This window comes from Microbacterium daqui, from assembly GCF_050408675.1.
Lineage (GTDB): Bacteria > Actinomycetota > Actinomycetes > Actinomycetales > Microbacteriaceae > Microbacterium.
Map to the genome: position 1 here is coordinate 12,693 of NZ_JBNTKF010000005.1, position 15,572 is coordinate 28,264.

Sequence of the window (15,572 nt, forward strand, 5' to 3'; positions counted from 1 at the left end):
ACCGTACGCGGGGCCTCAGACATTACGCCCGAGCATCACGATTCGGCGTCGTCAAACCAGTCGATCCAGCGCCCGAGCGGGTCAGCGGCCGCCAACACCACGCCATTGCGGGCGAGCGCAAAGCCATCGTCGGGCACGCGGTCGGTCGCCGTTGTCCACGCCGAGTGCAGGCCCGGGGCATCCAGCGTGATCCAATCATCTGCAAGCTCCTGAACGACTTCGATGAGTCGCTGTCTGCCCGCCCACGGAATATGCGGAAGTACACCAGGCGTCGTGATGACGATGCGAGCACCGGCGGGAGCCTCGGCGACCACCGCCGCGAGCACATTCGCGCCATCCCCCGCCACCAGGAGTGGAGGTTCCGCCGCCGCGATGTCGAGCGCCGCGGCGATACGCTCCTCGCGGCCCGTTTCTCCCGGCCACACCAGGGCGCGCAACCACGCGCGGTCGGCGTCATCGCGGGCATCGAGCGGGTTGATATCGACGCCGGCACGCCACACGATGTTGGGCGCGCGGAGCGGCGGAACCACGGCGCCGCGAAGCTCGGACTGCAGCGTCACAGAGCTGCCATCGTCGGGCGCCCAGGCCGCCACCTCACCCGTCGGTGCAACGTATGAGTAGGCGTATCGGTCGGGGTACAGGCAGAGGCCCGCCGACGCTCCGACTTCAACCAGCGCGATCGGACCGTCAATTGCGGCCAGCGCCGGCATGAGCGCCGCACACCGCAACGGCTCGTTGGTTTGCACCGAGCGCCCCTCGCCCGCCGCGAGAATTTCGGCGGCGTGACCCACCACCCAATCTCGCCACGGGGTTCCGCTCTCCTGGGGTGCTCCGGCCAGACGCATCACGGCGAACACGAGCGGCGGCTGGCGGCGTTGCGGCGCGAACTGCGCAATGACCGCCGCTACAGCATTGTCGGTCGCCGCCGTGTGTGCCCACGCCTCATACAGAGTGCTCCGTCCGGGAGCCTCCTCGGTCGCGAATCGGGCGTAGCGTTGTTGAACTTCGGCAATGCTCACTCCCCCATTCTGTCTGCTGGCCGCGCCAGCGTCGGCGGCAGGGGTGAGAATAGAAGGGAAAAGAGGAGCACCATGTCGTACAACGTGAATAAGTCCGAAGCAGAGTGGCGCGAGAAGCTCGACGCCAACCAGTTTGCCGTGTTGCGCGAGGCGGCGACCGAGCGCGCGTGGACGGGCGAGCTCCTCGACGAACACCGCGCTGGCCTCTACTCGTGCGCCGGTTGTGGTGCTGAGTTGTTCCAGAGCGGAACCAAGTTTGATTCGGGCTGCGGCTGGCCGAGCTTCTACGAATCGGTGCGCCCGGAGGCCGTCGAGCTCATTGAAGACACGTCGCACGGCATGGTGCGCACCGAGGTTCGGTGCGCGGCGTGCGGCGGGCACCTCGGCCACGTCTTCCCCGATGGTTTCGGCACCCCCACCGGCGACCGTTACTGCATGAACTCGCTGTCGCTGTCGTTCACGCCTGAGGCTCCCGGCGCCGCCGAATGAGCGTGCGCGACGCGGTGTTGGCGCGCCGTTCGTGGTCGAAGGTCACCGACGACGCGCCCACCCACGCCGAAGTGCTCGAGTTCGTCGCGGCCGCCAGCCGCGTTGCCGACCACTCGTCATTGAGCCCGTGGCGCGTCATTGAGTTACGCGGTGACGCCCGCGAAAAGCTGGGCCGCGCGATCAACAAGTCGAATGGCGACAAGGGGTCATCGTCGAAACCGTTGCGTGCACCACTGCTGCTCGCGATCGTTTTCTCGCCGCAGAAGAGCGGCAAGGTTCCGTCGTGGGAGCAAGAGTCCGTCGCATCCGGTGTCGCGCACACGCTCAGCCTGATGCTCGACGACGAAGGCTGGGGCGTCATCTGGCGCACTGGCGGCTACACGCGCTCGAAGGCCGTTGCCAAGATGCACAAGCTCGGTAAGCGGGAGCAGCTCATGGGCTGGCTCTACGTCGGCGGCAAACCCGAAGGCAAGCGCGAAGGGCGTCGCAAGACCGCCGACCCCCGCAAAAAGGTCACGACGCTGTAGCGAGCGGAACCACGGGCTTGCGCTGTGAGCTTCGCGTCGCTGATCGCTAGCGACGACGACGCAGGCGGTTCCACGGCACGGTTGCGGTGATCACCGCGGCCAGCGCCAGCACCACCATGAGCGTCGATTGCCACCACGCTGGTGGATTCGATGCCGGGAAGAAAATGTCGGTGACGACTGACGTCGCCAGCTGTCCGACCACACTCGCAAGCCCGAGCAGAAGCACGCCGATCTGGTGCACAACGGCGGCGGCAACAAAGATGTACACGACACCCATCACGCCGCCGATATAGAGCCAGGGTTCTGTCGGCCAGGGCTTGGTTGGGCCCATGATGCTGACCGAAATGATCGCGGCGATCGTGAGCACCGTCGTTCCGGCGATGAAGTTCATGAGCGTCGCTGTCATCGGGTCGCCGACGAGCATGCCAAGGCGTCCGTTCGTGGCCTGCTGATACGCGATACCGACGCCGACGCCAAACGGCATGAACAGGATCCACCACGGCGTCTGCTGAAGCAGATCACCGGTGAGGGCGACGCCGACCGACGCGAGGGCCAGCGCCGCGCCGCTCGCGCGGCCGATCGTCACGGCCACGGCACCCGCCGGGCCGTAGCCGATGCGGTCAATGATGAGTCCGGTGACCGCCTGGCCCGCGACAATGCCGACGGTGAACAGCGCGACGCCAATGATGCCGACGGTGAGCCCCTGCGTCGTCACCGAGAAAGCGCCAGCGAGCCCACCGGTGAGCAGGTACCAGGGAATGCGTCGATCGCGCACGCCGGTGAAGAGACGCTGCGCGCCCGCGCGGCCCGACTTCGTCAGCACGGTGATGAAGATCAGCGCGATAAGGCCGGAGGAGAACGAAATGAACCCCGCGACAATCCCGTTCTCGATACGGGTGCCGAGGTTGCCGTTGATGCGTGCCTGAATGGCCGTGAGCGCGCCGACCATGACGGCCGCGAGCATGCCCATCCAGAAGGTTCGGCGGCTCACCACCGAACTCATCGCACGCTCATTCTGTCCGCACTCCACACGTGTTCAACCGTATCGCTTCGCGCACGCCCGCTTATCCGCGTGCGGGGTAAATGAGGGGTCGCGCACCGCATACCTGGAATACCGAAGGCCCCGCCACTCAGAAACCTGAGATGACGGGGCCTTTTATCGAGAGCCGACTACGGGACTCGAACCCGTAACCCCCATATTACAAGTATGGTGCGCTACCAATTGCGCCAAGTCGGCAGAGCAACCAGCATACCGGTTGCTCACACGCCTCACGTACCAGGAGCGGGCGTAGCCTCTACCGTCGGCGTGGGCGCGGGCACCGTTGCGTCGGTCGTTTCCGGTGCCGGAGTTTCGGTCGACGAGGGCGTGGGCGTCGGCGTCGGCTTGTAGAACGCGTCAGACGACGCCTTCAGCACGGCCTGCGCAAACTCGGCGGGGTTGCTCGGGTTACCGACGTACTTCACACCATCGATGAGCGCCAAGAACGAGCCCTCGAGCTTGACCTTCGAGTCGGCAACCTTCTTGCCCGCGACCGAATCGGTCTGCTTTTTGGCCCAGGCCATGAAGGTTTCGTCTTCGATGCACGCGCGCACCTTCTTGGGCTGGTCCGCGCCGATCGCAATCGCGAGGTCAGCCAGTTCGGCGTCGGTGTAGCCCTCCGTTTCGGGGGCGGGCTGCGTTGCGAGAAGTTCGTGGTGGAAAGCGAACAGGCTCTGTGGTGCGTACGTGGCGACGCATCCAACCGAAGCCATCGCGCGCTGCGAGTACTTGGTTCCGTTCGACTGGCCCGTGACAGTCGCAATCGGGTAGTACGTCAACGTGACGGCGCCTTCGCGCACCCACTTCGCGAGTTGCACGGCGTTCGCGACCTGGAAGGCCGCGGCGTCGGCGTCGTGATAGTCCGCAAAAATCGCGACGTTCAGCGGAGGAGCGGTTGGCGTCGCATCGGGAGTCTCCTCAACCGGAACCTCTGGCGTCGCTTCCGGCGTGGCCGTCGGTTCGGTGATAGTTCCGTTGCCCGCCGAGGTTGACGACGACACCAGGTCAACGTCAACAACAAACCCGCCATTGACGAGGTTCTTCGGCTCAGACAGCGGTTTGCCGGTCTCGCTGGCAACGACGTTGGTGACCACAATGGCTGCTGCAGCGACGACGGCAATCACAACGGCACCGATCACGCTGCGCCAAATCAAACGCGAACGCTTCTGCTGCGCGGAGACCAAAAGGGCCTTCTCACGCACTGCCTCACGGCGCGACTCCGGGGTGGCCGGGGTAGCACCCGTGGTCGTCGGAACGATGCCGGTTTCTGGCTTCGCCTCGGGAGCGTTCTGCTCTTGCGCAGGCGTTCCTTCTGCTTCTTCGTTTGACATGACACCTCAATTTCAACCCGCCGGGCGCGGGCGGTTACCGATGTAGGCAACCTCTCGATGGTAGTCCGACACGCTGAGAAATGCCCAGAAGAGCGGCCCCATAAGCCTGAGAGCCGCGGAACTACGGGGCTTCGGAGCAACGAAAGTGCGTCTGAAACAAAGCCGAAGAAAAGCACCAGATCGGCTTTTGTCTGTAATACTGGTCGAGGCCCAACGACGGGCCACGGTGGGTAACCTCACCGCACTTCACAACGGATCGTCCGGCACGTACCTGCCGGTGAAGGAGAAAATGACATGGCATCTGTAACTTTTGACGCCGCAACCCGCGTCTACCCGGGAGCAACGCGCGCCTCGGTTGACAAGATCAGCCTCGAGGTCGCAGACGGCGAATTCCTCGTTCTCGTCGGCCCCTCCGGTTGCGGTAAGTCGACCACCCTGCGCATGCTGGCCGGCCTCGAAGAGGTCAACTCGGGTCGCATCCTCATTGGCGACCGCGACGTCACCGACGTTCCGCCGAAGGACCGCGACATCGCGATGGTGTTCCAGAACTACGCGCTGTACCCGCACATGACGGTCGCCGAGAACATGGGCTTCGCGCTCAAGATCGCCGGCGTCAGCAAGCAGGAGCGCGCACAGCGCGTGGAAGAGGCAGCCAAGCTGCTCGACCTCACCGACTACCTCAACCGCAAGCCGAAGGCACTCTCGGGTGGTCAGCGTCAGCGTGTTGCTATGGGTCGCGCTATCGTGCGTGAGCCCCAGGTCTTCCTCATGGACGAGCCGCTGTCGAACCTTGACGCGAAGCTTCGTGTGCAGACGCGTACGCAGATCGCATCGCTGCAGCGCCGCCTGGGTGTCACCACGGTTTACGTTACGCACGACCAGACTGAGGCTCTCACCATGGGTGACCGCATCGCCGTCTTGAAGGACGGCCTGCTGCAGCAGGTGGGCACCCCGCGCGAGCTGTACGAACGCCCCGCCAACGAGTTCGTTGCTGGCTTCATCGGTTCGCCCGCTATGAACCTGTTCGAGGCAAAGGTCACCGACGGTGGCGTTGTCTGGGGCAACGAGGTCGTCGCGGTTGAGCGCGACGTGCTCGCAAAGGCAACGGGCGACACCGTCAAGATCGGTATCCGTCCGGAAGACCTCGTTCTGGGTGGCGCTGCTGACGGCGGCCTGCCGGTCACGATCGACCTGGTTGAAGAGCTCGGTGCTGACGGTTACCTCTACGGTCGCGCAAACGCTGGCACCGACGCAGAGCACGAGATCGTTGCTCGCGTTGACGGCCGCAACCACCCGAACGCTGGCGAGACGGTGTCGCTTAAGCCGGTTCCTGGCCACCTGCACGTCTTCGATGCAACCACCGGCGAGCGCCTCACCGAAAAGGCCATCGCTTCAGCGTAAGTAGAACGCCGAAACAACGCGGCGCAGGGGTTTCCCTTGCGCCGCGTTGCTGATTTACCCGGAGGCATCGTGCCGGAATCTTTGACCATCACCGCCAGCGCCATCGACCCTGGCCTACTCGATCTGCCCTGGGCAACACCCCTGGGCGAGTGGCCGAGCAGCACGATTGTGTCGTTGCCGAAGGGGTTGTCGCGCCACCTCGTGCGCTTCGCGAACCTGTCGGGCCGCGTGGTCGCGGTGAAGGAGACGACAGAGGCGATGGCAACGCGCGAGTATGAAATGCTCGGCAACTTGCAGCGCCTTGATGTTCCGTGCGTGGAGCGCGTTGCGGTTATCGCTGGTCGTTCCGGAAAGAACGGAACCACGTTGCCTGCGGCTCTCGTAACGGCACATTTGCGTTTCTCGATGCCGTACCGCGCACTCTTCACGGGTGTGCTGAAGCCTGACACCGCCAACCGTCTCGTCGACGCTCTGGCCGTACTGATGGTCCGCCTGCACAACATCGGCTTCTACTGGGGCGACGTGTCGCTCTCGAACACGCTGTTTCGCCGCGATGCTGGCGCATTTGCCGCTTACCTCGTCGACGCCGAAACGGGTGAGCTCCACGAATCAGGACTCACCGAGGGCCAGCGCCTCTATGACCTCGACCTGGCACGCACCAACATCGCGGGTGAAATCTTCGACCTCGCCGCGGGTGGCCGCTTGGAAGAGTCTGTCGACGCCATTGCGATCGCCGACCGCCTCGTCAGCTCCTACCACTCGCTGTGGCACGAACTCACCGATCAGGAGACCTTCCCGCTCACCGAGTCGTGGCGCATCACCGAACGCGTCGCCCGGCTGAACGCGCTCGGCTTCGACATCGATGAAATGTCGATCCAGACGACGAACGACGGAACCACGGTGGTGATCCAGCCGAAGGTCGTTGACGCGGGGCACCACGCCCGCCGACTCCTCCGCCTCACTGGCCTCGACGTCGAAGAGAACCAGGCGCAGCGCCTGCTCAACGACCTCGATGAGTTCCGCGCCCGCTCAGCACGCGTCTCTTCCGACGAAGAGATGGCCGCGCACGAATGGCTGACGCGCGTCTTCGAGCCGGTCGTGAAGGCGATCCCATTTGAGCTGCGCGCCAAGCTCGAGCCCGCAGAAGTGTTTCACCAGGTGCTCGAGCACCGCTGGTATATGTCACAGGCCCGCGGTTCTTCTGTGCCGCTTGCCGAAGCGCTCTCCAGCTACATCTCCACGGTGCTACGCCACCGCCGCGATGAGGCCACCATCATGGGCCCGCCCACGGAAACGACGACGCTGCCTATGATCGACGTCGACGCACTCGGCGAGGCCGACGAGGATGACGAAGATACGGGCGACTGGCGCGACCGCGTCTGAGCACGAGGGTACCCATGACACTTGTCACGATGTGGTCGTGACACTGCCCTCTCGTCGGGGTGCGGCGAAGCCGACAGGCTTGAGCTATGCACACATCAGCACCGCATTCCACCCTCAGTCGCGAGAAGCCCACTGCCGCTGACACCGCCATCGACCTGCGCGACCTCCGCAAGGGCTTCGGCACGGGCGATCGCCGTGTTGTCGCTGTCGACGGAGTCAGCATCGCCGTCAGGCGCGGTGAAATCGTCGCCCTCCTGGGGCCAAACGGCGCAGGAAAGACAACCACGATCGACATGCTACTCGGCCTCACAAAGCCGGATAGCGGCAGCGTCAGCATCCTGGGTGCGTCACCCTCTGCGGCGACGTCAACAGGTTCCATCGCCGCGGTCCTCCAAACCGGAGGCCTTCTGAGCGACCTCAGCGTCGGTGAAACAGTGCAGCTCATTGCCTCGCTTTACGGTCGTGACGCCCTGAGTCGCGTGCCAGAAGTCCTGAAAAATACCGACCTCGAAGAGCTGAAACGCCGCCGCGTATCGAAGTGCTCGGGTGGTGAGCAACAACGCATCAAGTTCGCGCTCGCCCTGATCGCATCCCCCGATGTGCTCGTTCTTGATGAGCCGACCGCAGGCATGGATGTGAACGCCCGCCGCCGTTTTTGGACCGTCATGCGCGAACAGGCTGAGACGGGCCGCACCATCATCTTTGCGACGCACTACCTCGAAGAAGCAGAAAAGTTTGCACACCGCACGATCGTGATGAATCACGGCAAAGTGGTGGCAGACGCGCCCACAGCCGAGCTCCGCTCCAGCCTCGGTGCGCGACTCATTTCCGCGACACTGCCAAGCGAGGGACGCGATGACCTGCTCTCATCCTTGGCTGTTGCTGCGGGCATCAGCGATGTTCGCGTCGACGCTGACCGACTATTCTTGCGCGCTGCAGATTCCGACACCGTCGCCGTGCAGTTGATCACGGCAGGTGCGCACGATCTGGAAGTCATCGCCCCCACACTCGAAACGGCCTTCGCGGCTCTGACGGAGAACTCATAATGACTGCTATTTCCTTCACCATGCTGCGCCTGGAAGGCGTGCGCCAGCTCCGCAATCCGTACACGCTGGCGTTCACGCTCACGATGCCGGTCGTCATGTACCTGCTATTCGGCGCCAACGGGGGCTACGCTGACCTGTCAGCTGGCCATGGCAATGTCGCCTTCTACGTCATGATTTCGATGGCCGCTTACGGTACAGCCGTCGCCATGAGCTCCATGACATCCCTCGCCGCGAGCGAAGCTCAGCAGGGCTGGGGCCGTCAGCTCGCGATGACTCCGCTCAGTACGGCAGGGTACGCGCTCACCAAGCTCACCGCCGCCCTGTTTTTCGCCGCTCTGGCGCTCGTGCTGGTCTTTGTGGTCGGGTATCTGACGGGTGCCGCTGCCAGCGAGCCGTGGCGTTGGCTCGCTGCCGCCGCGATTATTTTGGGTCTAAGCCTGATGTTCGGACTCTACGGTTTAGGTGTCGGGCTCGTATTCAATCCCGATTCCGCCGCGGCACTCGCGTCAATTTCGATGACGTTCTTTGCGTTCTTCGGCAACGTGTTCATGCCCCTTGACGGCATCATGCTCGATATCGCTCGGTTTACGCCGCTCTACGGCTTTGTCGCGCTCAGCCGGTGGCCACTCACGGAGGGGCACCTGACGACCGGTCAGGTTGACCCCCTGTGGTTGCCCATCGTCAACGTCGTGGTGTGGATCGCACTGTTTGCACTCCTGGTGGTGGCCGGGGTGCGCCGCTCGCGCTCGCGTCGCTGATCTCAGTAGGTTGGAACCATGGCGAAGGTAGCGGCCGAGGTCGAACACAACCCGTGGGCGCGCTACGGCTGGCTCATGGCCGTTGTGTGGATGGTGTTCTTGGCGTACCCCGTCTTTGCGCTCACGCGGTCAAGCGCGGCTCCCGTCTGGATCATCGTCGGCTGGGCATCGCTCGTCTTGTTTGCCGTGGTGTACGTGGTCGGCTTCATGCGCGGGTTCCGCTCGGGTCGGGTGCCGGGAGATACACCCCCGATGTCGCAGTATGTCGTGCTCGCGATCTTGATCGCGCTTGTGCTGGCCTCGGTGCCAGCCACGGGAGCCTCCGCGTTGAGCTTCCTTCCCTTCCTGATGTCGTACGCGTCGTACGGTCTGTCGCGCGTCGCTCACTGGGCCGTGTCGAGCGTCGCCGTTCTCATCACTCTCGCGTGCGTCCTGTTCTTGCCCGATGGCATCAACAACTCCGGCATTCTCATGATTGTCGTGCTCTTGTTCGCCGTGAACTCGATCTCCACCTGGTTGATCCGCCGCGCAGCCGAGGCCGATGTGCTCAGCCGCGAATTGGCGACGAGCGAAGGACGCGAAGCCGTCGCGCGTGATGTGCACGATTTGATCGGACACTCACTCACCGTCATCAATCTCAAGGCGCAGCTCGCGGGGCGTTTGATGGATACCGACCCGGAAGCTGCCCGCGGTGAACTCCGACAGATTTCGGAGCTCGCAACGGAGGCGATCGCGGGAGTACGGCGCACTGTCGCGGGCGCTCGCGCTTCGTCGCTCGACGATCAGCTCGGGACCGTCAGCGAGACGCTTCGTTCTGCCGGCATTGCCGTCACGATCACCGGAGAGCCCTCAGTGTTATCGCCCGCCCAAGGCCTCACGGCAAGCTGGATTCTGCGCGAGGCCACGACCAACATTCTGCGTCATGCCGAGGCGCGCGCCGTCACCGTTCAGTTGCTCCCCGGAACCATCATCGTCAGTGATGACGGCCGTGGATTGACCAGCGGCGAGGGGAGCGGCATGCGCGGCATGCGCGAGCGCGCGGCCGCGGCGGGAGCGAAGATTGTGATGGGAACCTCGACCGCCGGTGGCGCACGTGTCGAGGTGGTGTGGTGAGCATTCGCATCGTGATCGCCGATGATCAGGCCCTCGTGCGCGGCGCCCTCGCGGCCCTCTTAGCGCTGGAGAACGACATTGACGTGGTAGCGGTCGCGGGTGACGGCGCCGAGGCCCTGCAAGTCGTGGCCGAGCACGAACCTGACGTGTGCCTGCTTGATATTCAGATGCCCGGCGTCGACGGCATCGAAGCGACCCGGCTGATCAGCGAGCAGCATCCCAATGTTCGCGTGCTGATCGTCACAACCTTTGCTCGGCCGGGGTATCTACGTAGCGCGCTCGAGGCCGGTGCGAGCGGTTTCGTTGCCAAAGACACGCCCGCGAATGAACTCAGCGATGCCGTGCGTCAGGTGCACGACGGGTTGCGTGTTCTCGACCCAAAGCTCGCTCAAGACGCGCTCATCGACGGAGCCAACCCGCTCAGCCCCCGCGAGCGCGAAGTTCTCGCGCTCGCGGGGAGCGGACGCTCGGCACCAGCGATTGCCGCCGAGGTTTTCCTGTCAGCCGGGACCGTGCGCAATGTTCTGTCTGCGGCCATCGGTAAGACCGGAGCGAAGAACCGCACGCAAGCGGTGCGAATTGCGCTGGAAAAGGGCTGGATCTAACTCAGTATCCGACGGTGAAGCGCTGCCCAATGTGGCGCGGGTTTTCGATTTCGTCCAGGACGGCGACGCCGAAGTCAGCGCCCGAAATATTGGACTCTCCGTCAGCATCGACAACCAAAACGTCGCCACCGTCACGGTAGGTTCCGGTGCGGGGGCCATCGTTCCACGGCCCAAAACCGCCAGCAGGGTGGATGAAAAACCAGTCGTGAGCGGCGTCAGTCTGCTGCAGATCATCGAGCACGTCGATCATTTCGAGGGCTTCTGCCTTGAACTCTTCGGGAAATCCGGAATCGACCAAGCGTGCGCCGCCCTCCGCAATCAGCGAGCCACCGGCGCCGCCGACAACTCCCACGCGAACGTCAGCCGGAAGCGCGTCGATGACATTTGCCACGGCAGTTCGGGTAGCGCCAGCCATGTCACCGCGCGGCGACGTCGCGAACACGACGACGTCAGCACCGTCCGCCGCGGCCGCAATACTCTGCGGGTCAAGAATGTTGCCCTCGGCGTAGAGCACACCGTCCTGTCGTTCGGTCGGCACCGAGCGCGCGATCGACACGGTCTGGTGTCCGAGTGCGACAGCCTCCGCCGCGATGTTCTTTCCGGCGTAGCCGGTTCCGCCAATGACCACAATGCGAGCCATGAGAGTCCCTTCGTTTGCTTGCACTCAACCAAACGCAGATGTGCCCCGGATCATTCCGATCCGGGGCACATCTGAAAAACTGTTCTGCTACTTTTTTGCTCCGCGCACGGTGGCCACCTGGTACAGCGCGACCGCTGCCGCGATGCCGGCGTTGAGCGACTCGGTTGCTGCCGAAATCGGGATCGACACGATCTGGTCGCAGTTCTCGGCGACCAAGCGCGACAGGCCCTTACCTTCGGAACCAACCACGATCACGACGGGGCGATCTGCGAGTTCCAGTGCGGGCAGCTGCACGTCGCCATCGCCGTCAAGACCCAGGACGAACACACCCTGCTTCTTGAACTCCTTGAGCGTGGTCGTCAGGTTCGGCGCCACGGCCACGGGGATACGAGCGGCAGCGCCGGCCGACGTCTTCCATGCGGCCGAGTTGACGTGTGCCGAGCGGCGCTGCGGCAGAATGACGCCCTGACCGCCGAAGGCTGCCGTCGAACGAATGATCGCACCGAGGTTGCGCGGGTCGGTGATGCCATCCAAAGCCACGAAGAGCGGAACCTGGTCGCGGCTGATGACCTTCTCGAGCAGATCCTGCGGGTGCGCGTACTGGTACGGCGGAACCTTCAGAGCCACGCCCTGGTGCACGCCATCGAACCCGGCCATGCGGTCAAGCTCCGGGCGAGTGACCTCGAGTACGGGAATGTTGCGGTTCGATGCGAGCGACAGCATCTCCTTGATGCGGTCGTCCATCTCCACGCGCTGGGCGATGTAGAACGCGGTCGCGGGGATCTTGGTGCGCAGAGCCTCAAGAACCGAGTTGCGACCGGTGACGGTCTCGGTGTCGTCGGTTGCCTTGGCGCGTGCGGCACGGTTCATGTCGGTCGGACGCTTCGCGCCGATCTTGCCCTGGCCGCCGGCAGCGGCATAGCGCTCCTGAGCGGCCTTGCGCTTACCCGCCGGGTGCCATGCGCGGTCTTCGGCCTTCGGGGTCGGGCCCTTGCCTTCGAGTGCCTTACGGCCGAGGCCGCCGGTACCCTTCGTTGCGCCCTTCTTCGAGCTCGACTTGCGCGCTCCGGGGCGTCCTGGCTTAGTCATTGATACTCCAGTGAGTTCCGTCGGCGGTGTCTTCGAGCACGATGCCCGCCGCCGCAATTGCTTCTCGGATGCGGTCTGCCGCACCCCAGTCTTTTTCAGCGCGAGCCTGGGCCCGCTGCGAAATCATGGTTTGCACGAGGGCGTCGAGCGCACACTCGGCGCGCGAAGCCGAACCGTGCGACGCGGTCAGCTCAAAGCCCAAAACCCGCATGGCTGCGTTCACGCCGCGCGCCAGGTCGATGGCTGCCGACGAATCAGACTCATCGAGCGCCGTGTTTCCGCGGCGAACCGCATCGTGCACGACCGCGAGCGCTTGCGGCACGCCCAGATCATCGTTCATCGCCGCCGCAAACTCCGCGACAATGGTTCCGCCCTCGAGCGACTGGCCGTTGCGCGTGACGCGCTCGATAAACGTGCGAATACGCCCCAACGCCGCTTCGGCTTCGTCGTATGTCGAGGGCGTGATGTCGAGTGTCGAGCGGTAGTGTGCGGCCAGCAACGCGTAGCGAACCACGGTGGCATCGCGTTCGGCGAGCACATCAGCCGCGAGGGTGAAATTGCCCAGCGACTTCGACATCTTTTGGCCACCAACCGTCACGAGGCCGTTGTGAACCCAGTAGCTGGCAAAGTCATCGCCAGCCGCGGCCGACTGTGCCAGTTCGTTCTCGTGATGCGGAAAACGGAGATCGAGCCCGCCGCCGTGAATATCGAAGGCCTCGCCAAGGTAGCGGCGCGCCATCGCCGAGCATTCGATGTGCCACCCGGGCCGGCCTGCACCCCAGGGCGACTCCCACACGGCAGAGCGAGGCTCGTCATCTTTCGCGCCCTTCCAGAGCGCAAAGTCGCGCGGATCCCTCTTGCCACGCGGGTCCGCGTCGGCTGCCGGTTCCATCGCGTCGATGGACTGGTGGGTCAGCGCCCCATATGTGGGCCACGACCGCACGTCAAAGTAGACGTCACCGGCCGCAGCATAGGCGTGTCCGTTATCAATCAGGATCTGAATCAGCTCCTGCATTTGGGGAACGGAACCCGTCGCGCGCGGCTCATAGGTTGGTGTTTGAATCCCGACGGCCGAATAGGCCGCCGCAAACTCTTGCTCCATGCGGTAGGCCAGTGCCCACCACTCTTCTTGGCTGCTGGCGTTCACGAGAACCTTGTCGTCGATATCGGTGACATTGCGCACGAACGTCACGCGGCCATAGACATGCTCCAGCCAGCGGCGCAAGACGTCAAAGCTCAACGCCGCCCGCACATGCCCGATGTGCGGCCCAGATTGCACGGTCGGTCCACAAACGTACATCGTCACGTTCGAGGCATCGAGCGGAACAAATTCGCGCAGTTCTTGCGCTTTCGTGTCGTGGAGGCGAATAGTCACCGCTCTAGCCTACCGGCGGATACCCGCGCGAACCTGTACGGCAACATGGCTGAAACACACACCAGAGACACTGATGGCATGCCCACGATCCGCGAAGACGACCTCACCGATCCGCAAACCCTGCAGCTCATCGCCGAGCATGTGGCTGCCATGCGCGCTGATTCACCCGAGGAAAGCTGTCACGTGCTCAGCGACGATGCGCTCCGCTCCCCCAATGTGACGGTCTGGACGGCATGGGAGGGCGACACGATTGTGGGTATGGGTGCGCTCGCCGCGCTGAGCGGAACGCACGCCGAAATCAAGTCGATGCGCACCACCGCGCAGTCCCGCGGCCTGGGCGTCGGTCGCCTGCTGGTGCGGTTTCTGATCGATGAAGCCGCATCGCGCGGCATCACAACATTGTGGCTGGAAACCGGGTCAGACGCGACCTTCCTGCCGGCGCGCTCCCTGTACGAAAGCGAAGGCTTCGTCGAATGCGACCCGTTTGGGACGTATCGCCCCGACCCCAACTCGACCTTCATGATGCGCGAGGTCGCCGAACCGACGATCAGCGCGGGATGGATGTGACGATCAACGCGGGGTAAGCGCGGCGACGGCGAACACCTGAACGCCCGCACCGGTTCCGACGAACCCGAGACCATCGGTCGTTGTCGCGGCGACAGAAACCGGTGCGCCGAGAATGTTCGAGAGCACACTTTGCGCTTCTTCGCGGCGCGGCGAGAATGTGGGGCGAGCAGCCTGAATCTGCACCGAAACGTTGCCGATTCGAAAGCCCGCCTGCTCAACTAGGCGCCGCGTCTCGGCGAGGAAAACGTCGGCATGGGCGCCGGCAAACTCAGGTCTCGCGGTTCCGAAGTGCATGCCAATATCCCCGAGACCCGCCGCCGACAGCAGCGCATCGACGATGGCGTGCGATGCCGCATCACCATCCGAGTGCCCGCTCAGCGCCTGTTCTCCCGGCCATTCCAATCCGGCAAGCCACAGGGTTCCGTCACCACCGAACGCGTGCACGTCTGTTCCGACGCCGATGCGCGGCAGAGAAACGGGCGGTTGTAGAACGGCTGCCGCCCGCTCCAGGTCTGCAGGGGTGGTGACCTTGAACCCCAGGGCATCTCCGGCAACCGTCAGCACCGTGTGACCGGCTGCCTGCATGAGTGCGGCGTCGTCGGTAAAGTCTTGCCCGACCGCGGCGTACGCGGTCAGCAGGACATCGCGGCGAAAACCCTGTGGCGTTTGCGCAGCAGCCAATTCAGAACGGTCGACGGCCGCCGTAATCACGGTGCCGTCAACACGCTTGATCGTGTCGACCACGGGCACCGCCGGGATAATGGCGTGGCCGGTGGACCGCACCGCCTCAATCACACGATCGACCGTTGCTGGCGGCACCAACGCACGTGCTGCATCGTGCACGAGAACGATCTCAATGTCACCCCAGAGCGCGGCGAGGCCCTGAGCGACCGACCCTTGACGCGTGGCGCCGCCTGTCACCACGCGAGCCAGATCGTGGCGCTCCCCGGCGACGCGGGCAATGTCAGCTTCGGCTTCGCCCTCGTACCCGGCCGGAACGACCACCACGACCTGCGCAGGCTCGGCAGTGGCAAAGACGCGCTCAAGGGCGTGCGACAAGATCGTGCGACCCGCCAACCCGACAAAGGCTTTCGGGGCGCCGGCGCCGAGGCGGGTGCCGGAACCAGCGGCAACGACAATGATGGCAACGCGCGGAACCGGAATGATGCTCACACACTCACGCTACCGCG

16 protein-coding genes and 1 tRNA gene are annotated in these 15,572 nt (G+C 64.3%); 9 read left to right on the forward strand and 8 right to left on the reverse strand.

Going from position 1 to position 15,572, the window contains the following annotated elements; translation table 11 throughout:
• Positions 1-35: 35 nt before the first annotated feature.
• Complete coding sequence (locus tag ACQUSY_RS04485; protein ID WP_428903316.1) at positions 36-1,019, reverse strand: DUF2332 family protein; 984 nt, start codon at positions 1,017-1,019, stop codon at positions 36-38.
• A 72-nt stretch (positions 1,020-1,091) separates the two neighbouring features.
• On the opposite strand from ACQUSY_RS04485, the gene msrB reads away from it, so the two are divergent.
• Together msrB and ACQUSY_RS04495 are read left to right on the forward strand one after the other, a co-directional pair.
• The gene (gene msrB / locus ACQUSY_RS04490) at positions 1,092-1,508 is read left to right on the forward strand and encodes a peptide-methionine (R)-S-oxide reductase MsrB (RefSeq protein ID WP_428903317.1); all 417 of its coding nucleotides are present in this window, start codon (positions 1,092-1,094) and stop codon (positions 1,506-1,508) included.
• On the forward strand, positions 1,505-2,035 hold the full coding sequence (locus ACQUSY_RS04495) for a nitroreductase family protein (RefSeq protein WP_428903318.1): 531 nt from the start codon (positions 1,505-1,507) through the stop codon (positions 2,033-2,035). Before msrB ends, ACQUSY_RS04495 begins: the two co-directional genes overlap by 4 nt.
• Positions 2,036-2,081: 46 nt before the next feature.
• Here ACQUSY_RS04495 and ACQUSY_RS04500 read toward each other — a convergent pair whose 3' ends face one another.
• The 3 genes from ACQUSY_RS04500 to ACQUSY_RS04510 form a co-directional block, all read right to left on the reverse strand.
• Positions 2,082-3,038 (reverse strand): DMT family transporter, encoded by a 957-nt coding sequence (locus ACQUSY_RS04500; RefSeq protein ID WP_428903319.1) that lies wholly within the window; start codon positions 3,036-3,038, stop codon positions 2,082-2,084.
• A 161-nt stretch (positions 3,039-3,199) separates the two neighbouring features.
• Positions 3,200-3,272: transfer RNA gene (locus ACQUSY_RS04505), tRNA-Thr, on the reverse strand.
• A gap of 32 nt (positions 3,273-3,304) precedes the next feature.
• On the reverse strand, positions 3,305-4,405 hold the full coding sequence (locus ACQUSY_RS04510) for a thioredoxin domain-containing protein (RefSeq protein ID WP_428903320.1): 1,101 nt from the start codon (positions 4,403-4,405) through the stop codon (positions 3,305-3,307).
• A 294-nt stretch (positions 4,406-4,699) separates the two neighbouring features.
• Between ACQUSY_RS04510 and ACQUSY_RS04515 the strand changes: the two genes are divergently transcribed.
• The 6 genes from ACQUSY_RS04515 (at position 4,700) to ACQUSY_RS04540 (ending at position 10,711) form a co-directional block, all read left to right on the forward strand.
• Complete coding sequence (locus tag ACQUSY_RS04515) at positions 4,700-5,806, forward strand: ABC transporter ATP-binding protein (protein WP_428903321.1); 1,107 nt, start codon at positions 4,700-4,702, stop codon at positions 5,804-5,806.
• 69 nt (positions 5,807-5,875) lie between these two features.
• Entirely contained in the window at positions 5,876-7,189 is a 1,314-nt protein-coding gene (locus ACQUSY_RS04520; protein WP_428903322.1) for a DUF4032 domain-containing protein, read from the forward strand.
• 86 nt (positions 7,190-7,275) lie between these two features.
• Entirely contained in the window at positions 7,276-8,235 is a 960-nt protein-coding gene (locus tag ACQUSY_RS04525) for an ABC transporter ATP-binding protein (RefSeq protein WP_428903323.1), read from the forward strand.
• Complete coding sequence (locus tag ACQUSY_RS04530) at positions 8,235-8,993, forward strand: ABC transporter permease (protein ID WP_428903324.1); 759 nt, start codon at positions 8,235-8,237, stop codon at positions 8,991-8,993. The genes ACQUSY_RS04525 and ACQUSY_RS04530 overlap by 1 nt, the downstream gene beginning before the upstream one ends.
• Before the next feature lie 18 nt (positions 8,994-9,011).
• Entirely contained in the window at positions 9,012-10,106 is a 1,095-nt protein-coding gene (locus ACQUSY_RS04535) for a sensor histidine kinase (RefSeq protein WP_428903325.1), read from the forward strand.
• Complete coding sequence (locus ACQUSY_RS04540; protein WP_428903326.1) at positions 10,103-10,711, forward strand: response regulator transcription factor; 609 nt, start codon at positions 10,103-10,105, stop codon at positions 10,709-10,711. Before ACQUSY_RS04535 ends, ACQUSY_RS04540 begins: the two co-directional genes overlap by 4 nt.
• A gap of 1 nt (position 10,712) precedes the next feature.
• Here ACQUSY_RS04540 and ACQUSY_RS04545 read toward each other — a convergent pair whose 3' ends face one another.
• The 3 genes from ACQUSY_RS04545 to cysS all read right to left on the reverse strand — a co-directional run bounded on the left by ACQUSY_RS04545 (position 10,713) and on the right by cysS (position 13,815).
• Positions 10,713-11,351 carry an NAD(P)-dependent oxidoreductase gene (locus tag ACQUSY_RS04545; RefSeq protein ID WP_428903327.1) on the reverse strand — a complete coding sequence of 213 codons (639 nt, stop codon included), beginning with the start codon at positions 11,349-11,351 and terminating at the stop codon, positions 10,713-10,715.
• A gap of 87 nt (positions 11,352-11,438) precedes the next feature.
• Positions 11,439-12,440: a 23S rRNA (guanosine(2251)-2'-O)-methyltransferase RlmB gene (gene rlmB / locus ACQUSY_RS04550; RefSeq protein WP_428903328.1), complete on the reverse strand. Its 1,002-nt coding sequence runs from the start codon at positions 12,438-12,440 to the stop codon at positions 11,439-11,441.
• Positions 12,433-13,815 (reverse strand): cysteine--tRNA ligase, encoded by a 1,383-nt coding sequence (cysS, locus tag ACQUSY_RS04555; protein ID WP_428903329.1) that lies wholly within the window; start codon positions 13,813-13,815, stop codon positions 12,433-12,435. The genes rlmB and cysS overlap by 8 nt, the downstream gene beginning before the upstream one ends.
• Before the next feature lie 78 nt (positions 13,816-13,893).
• On the opposite strand from cysS, the gene ACQUSY_RS04560 reads away from it, so the two are divergent.
• Positions 13,894-14,382 carry a GNAT family N-acetyltransferase gene (locus tag ACQUSY_RS04560; protein WP_428903330.1) on the forward strand — a complete coding sequence of 163 codons (489 nt, stop codon included), beginning with the start codon at positions 13,894-13,896 and terminating at the stop codon, positions 14,380-14,382.
• 3 nt (positions 14,383-14,385) lie between these two features.
• On the opposite strand, the gene ispD is transcribed toward ACQUSY_RS04560, so the two are convergent.
• Positions 14,386-15,555, reverse strand: a complete 1,170-nt coding sequence (gene ispD, locus ACQUSY_RS04565) for a 2-C-methyl-D-erythritol 4-phosphate cytidylyltransferase (RefSeq protein WP_428903331.1) — start codon at positions 15,553-15,555, stop codon at positions 14,386-14,388.
• Between the last annotated feature and the right edge of the window lie 17 nt (positions 15,556-15,572).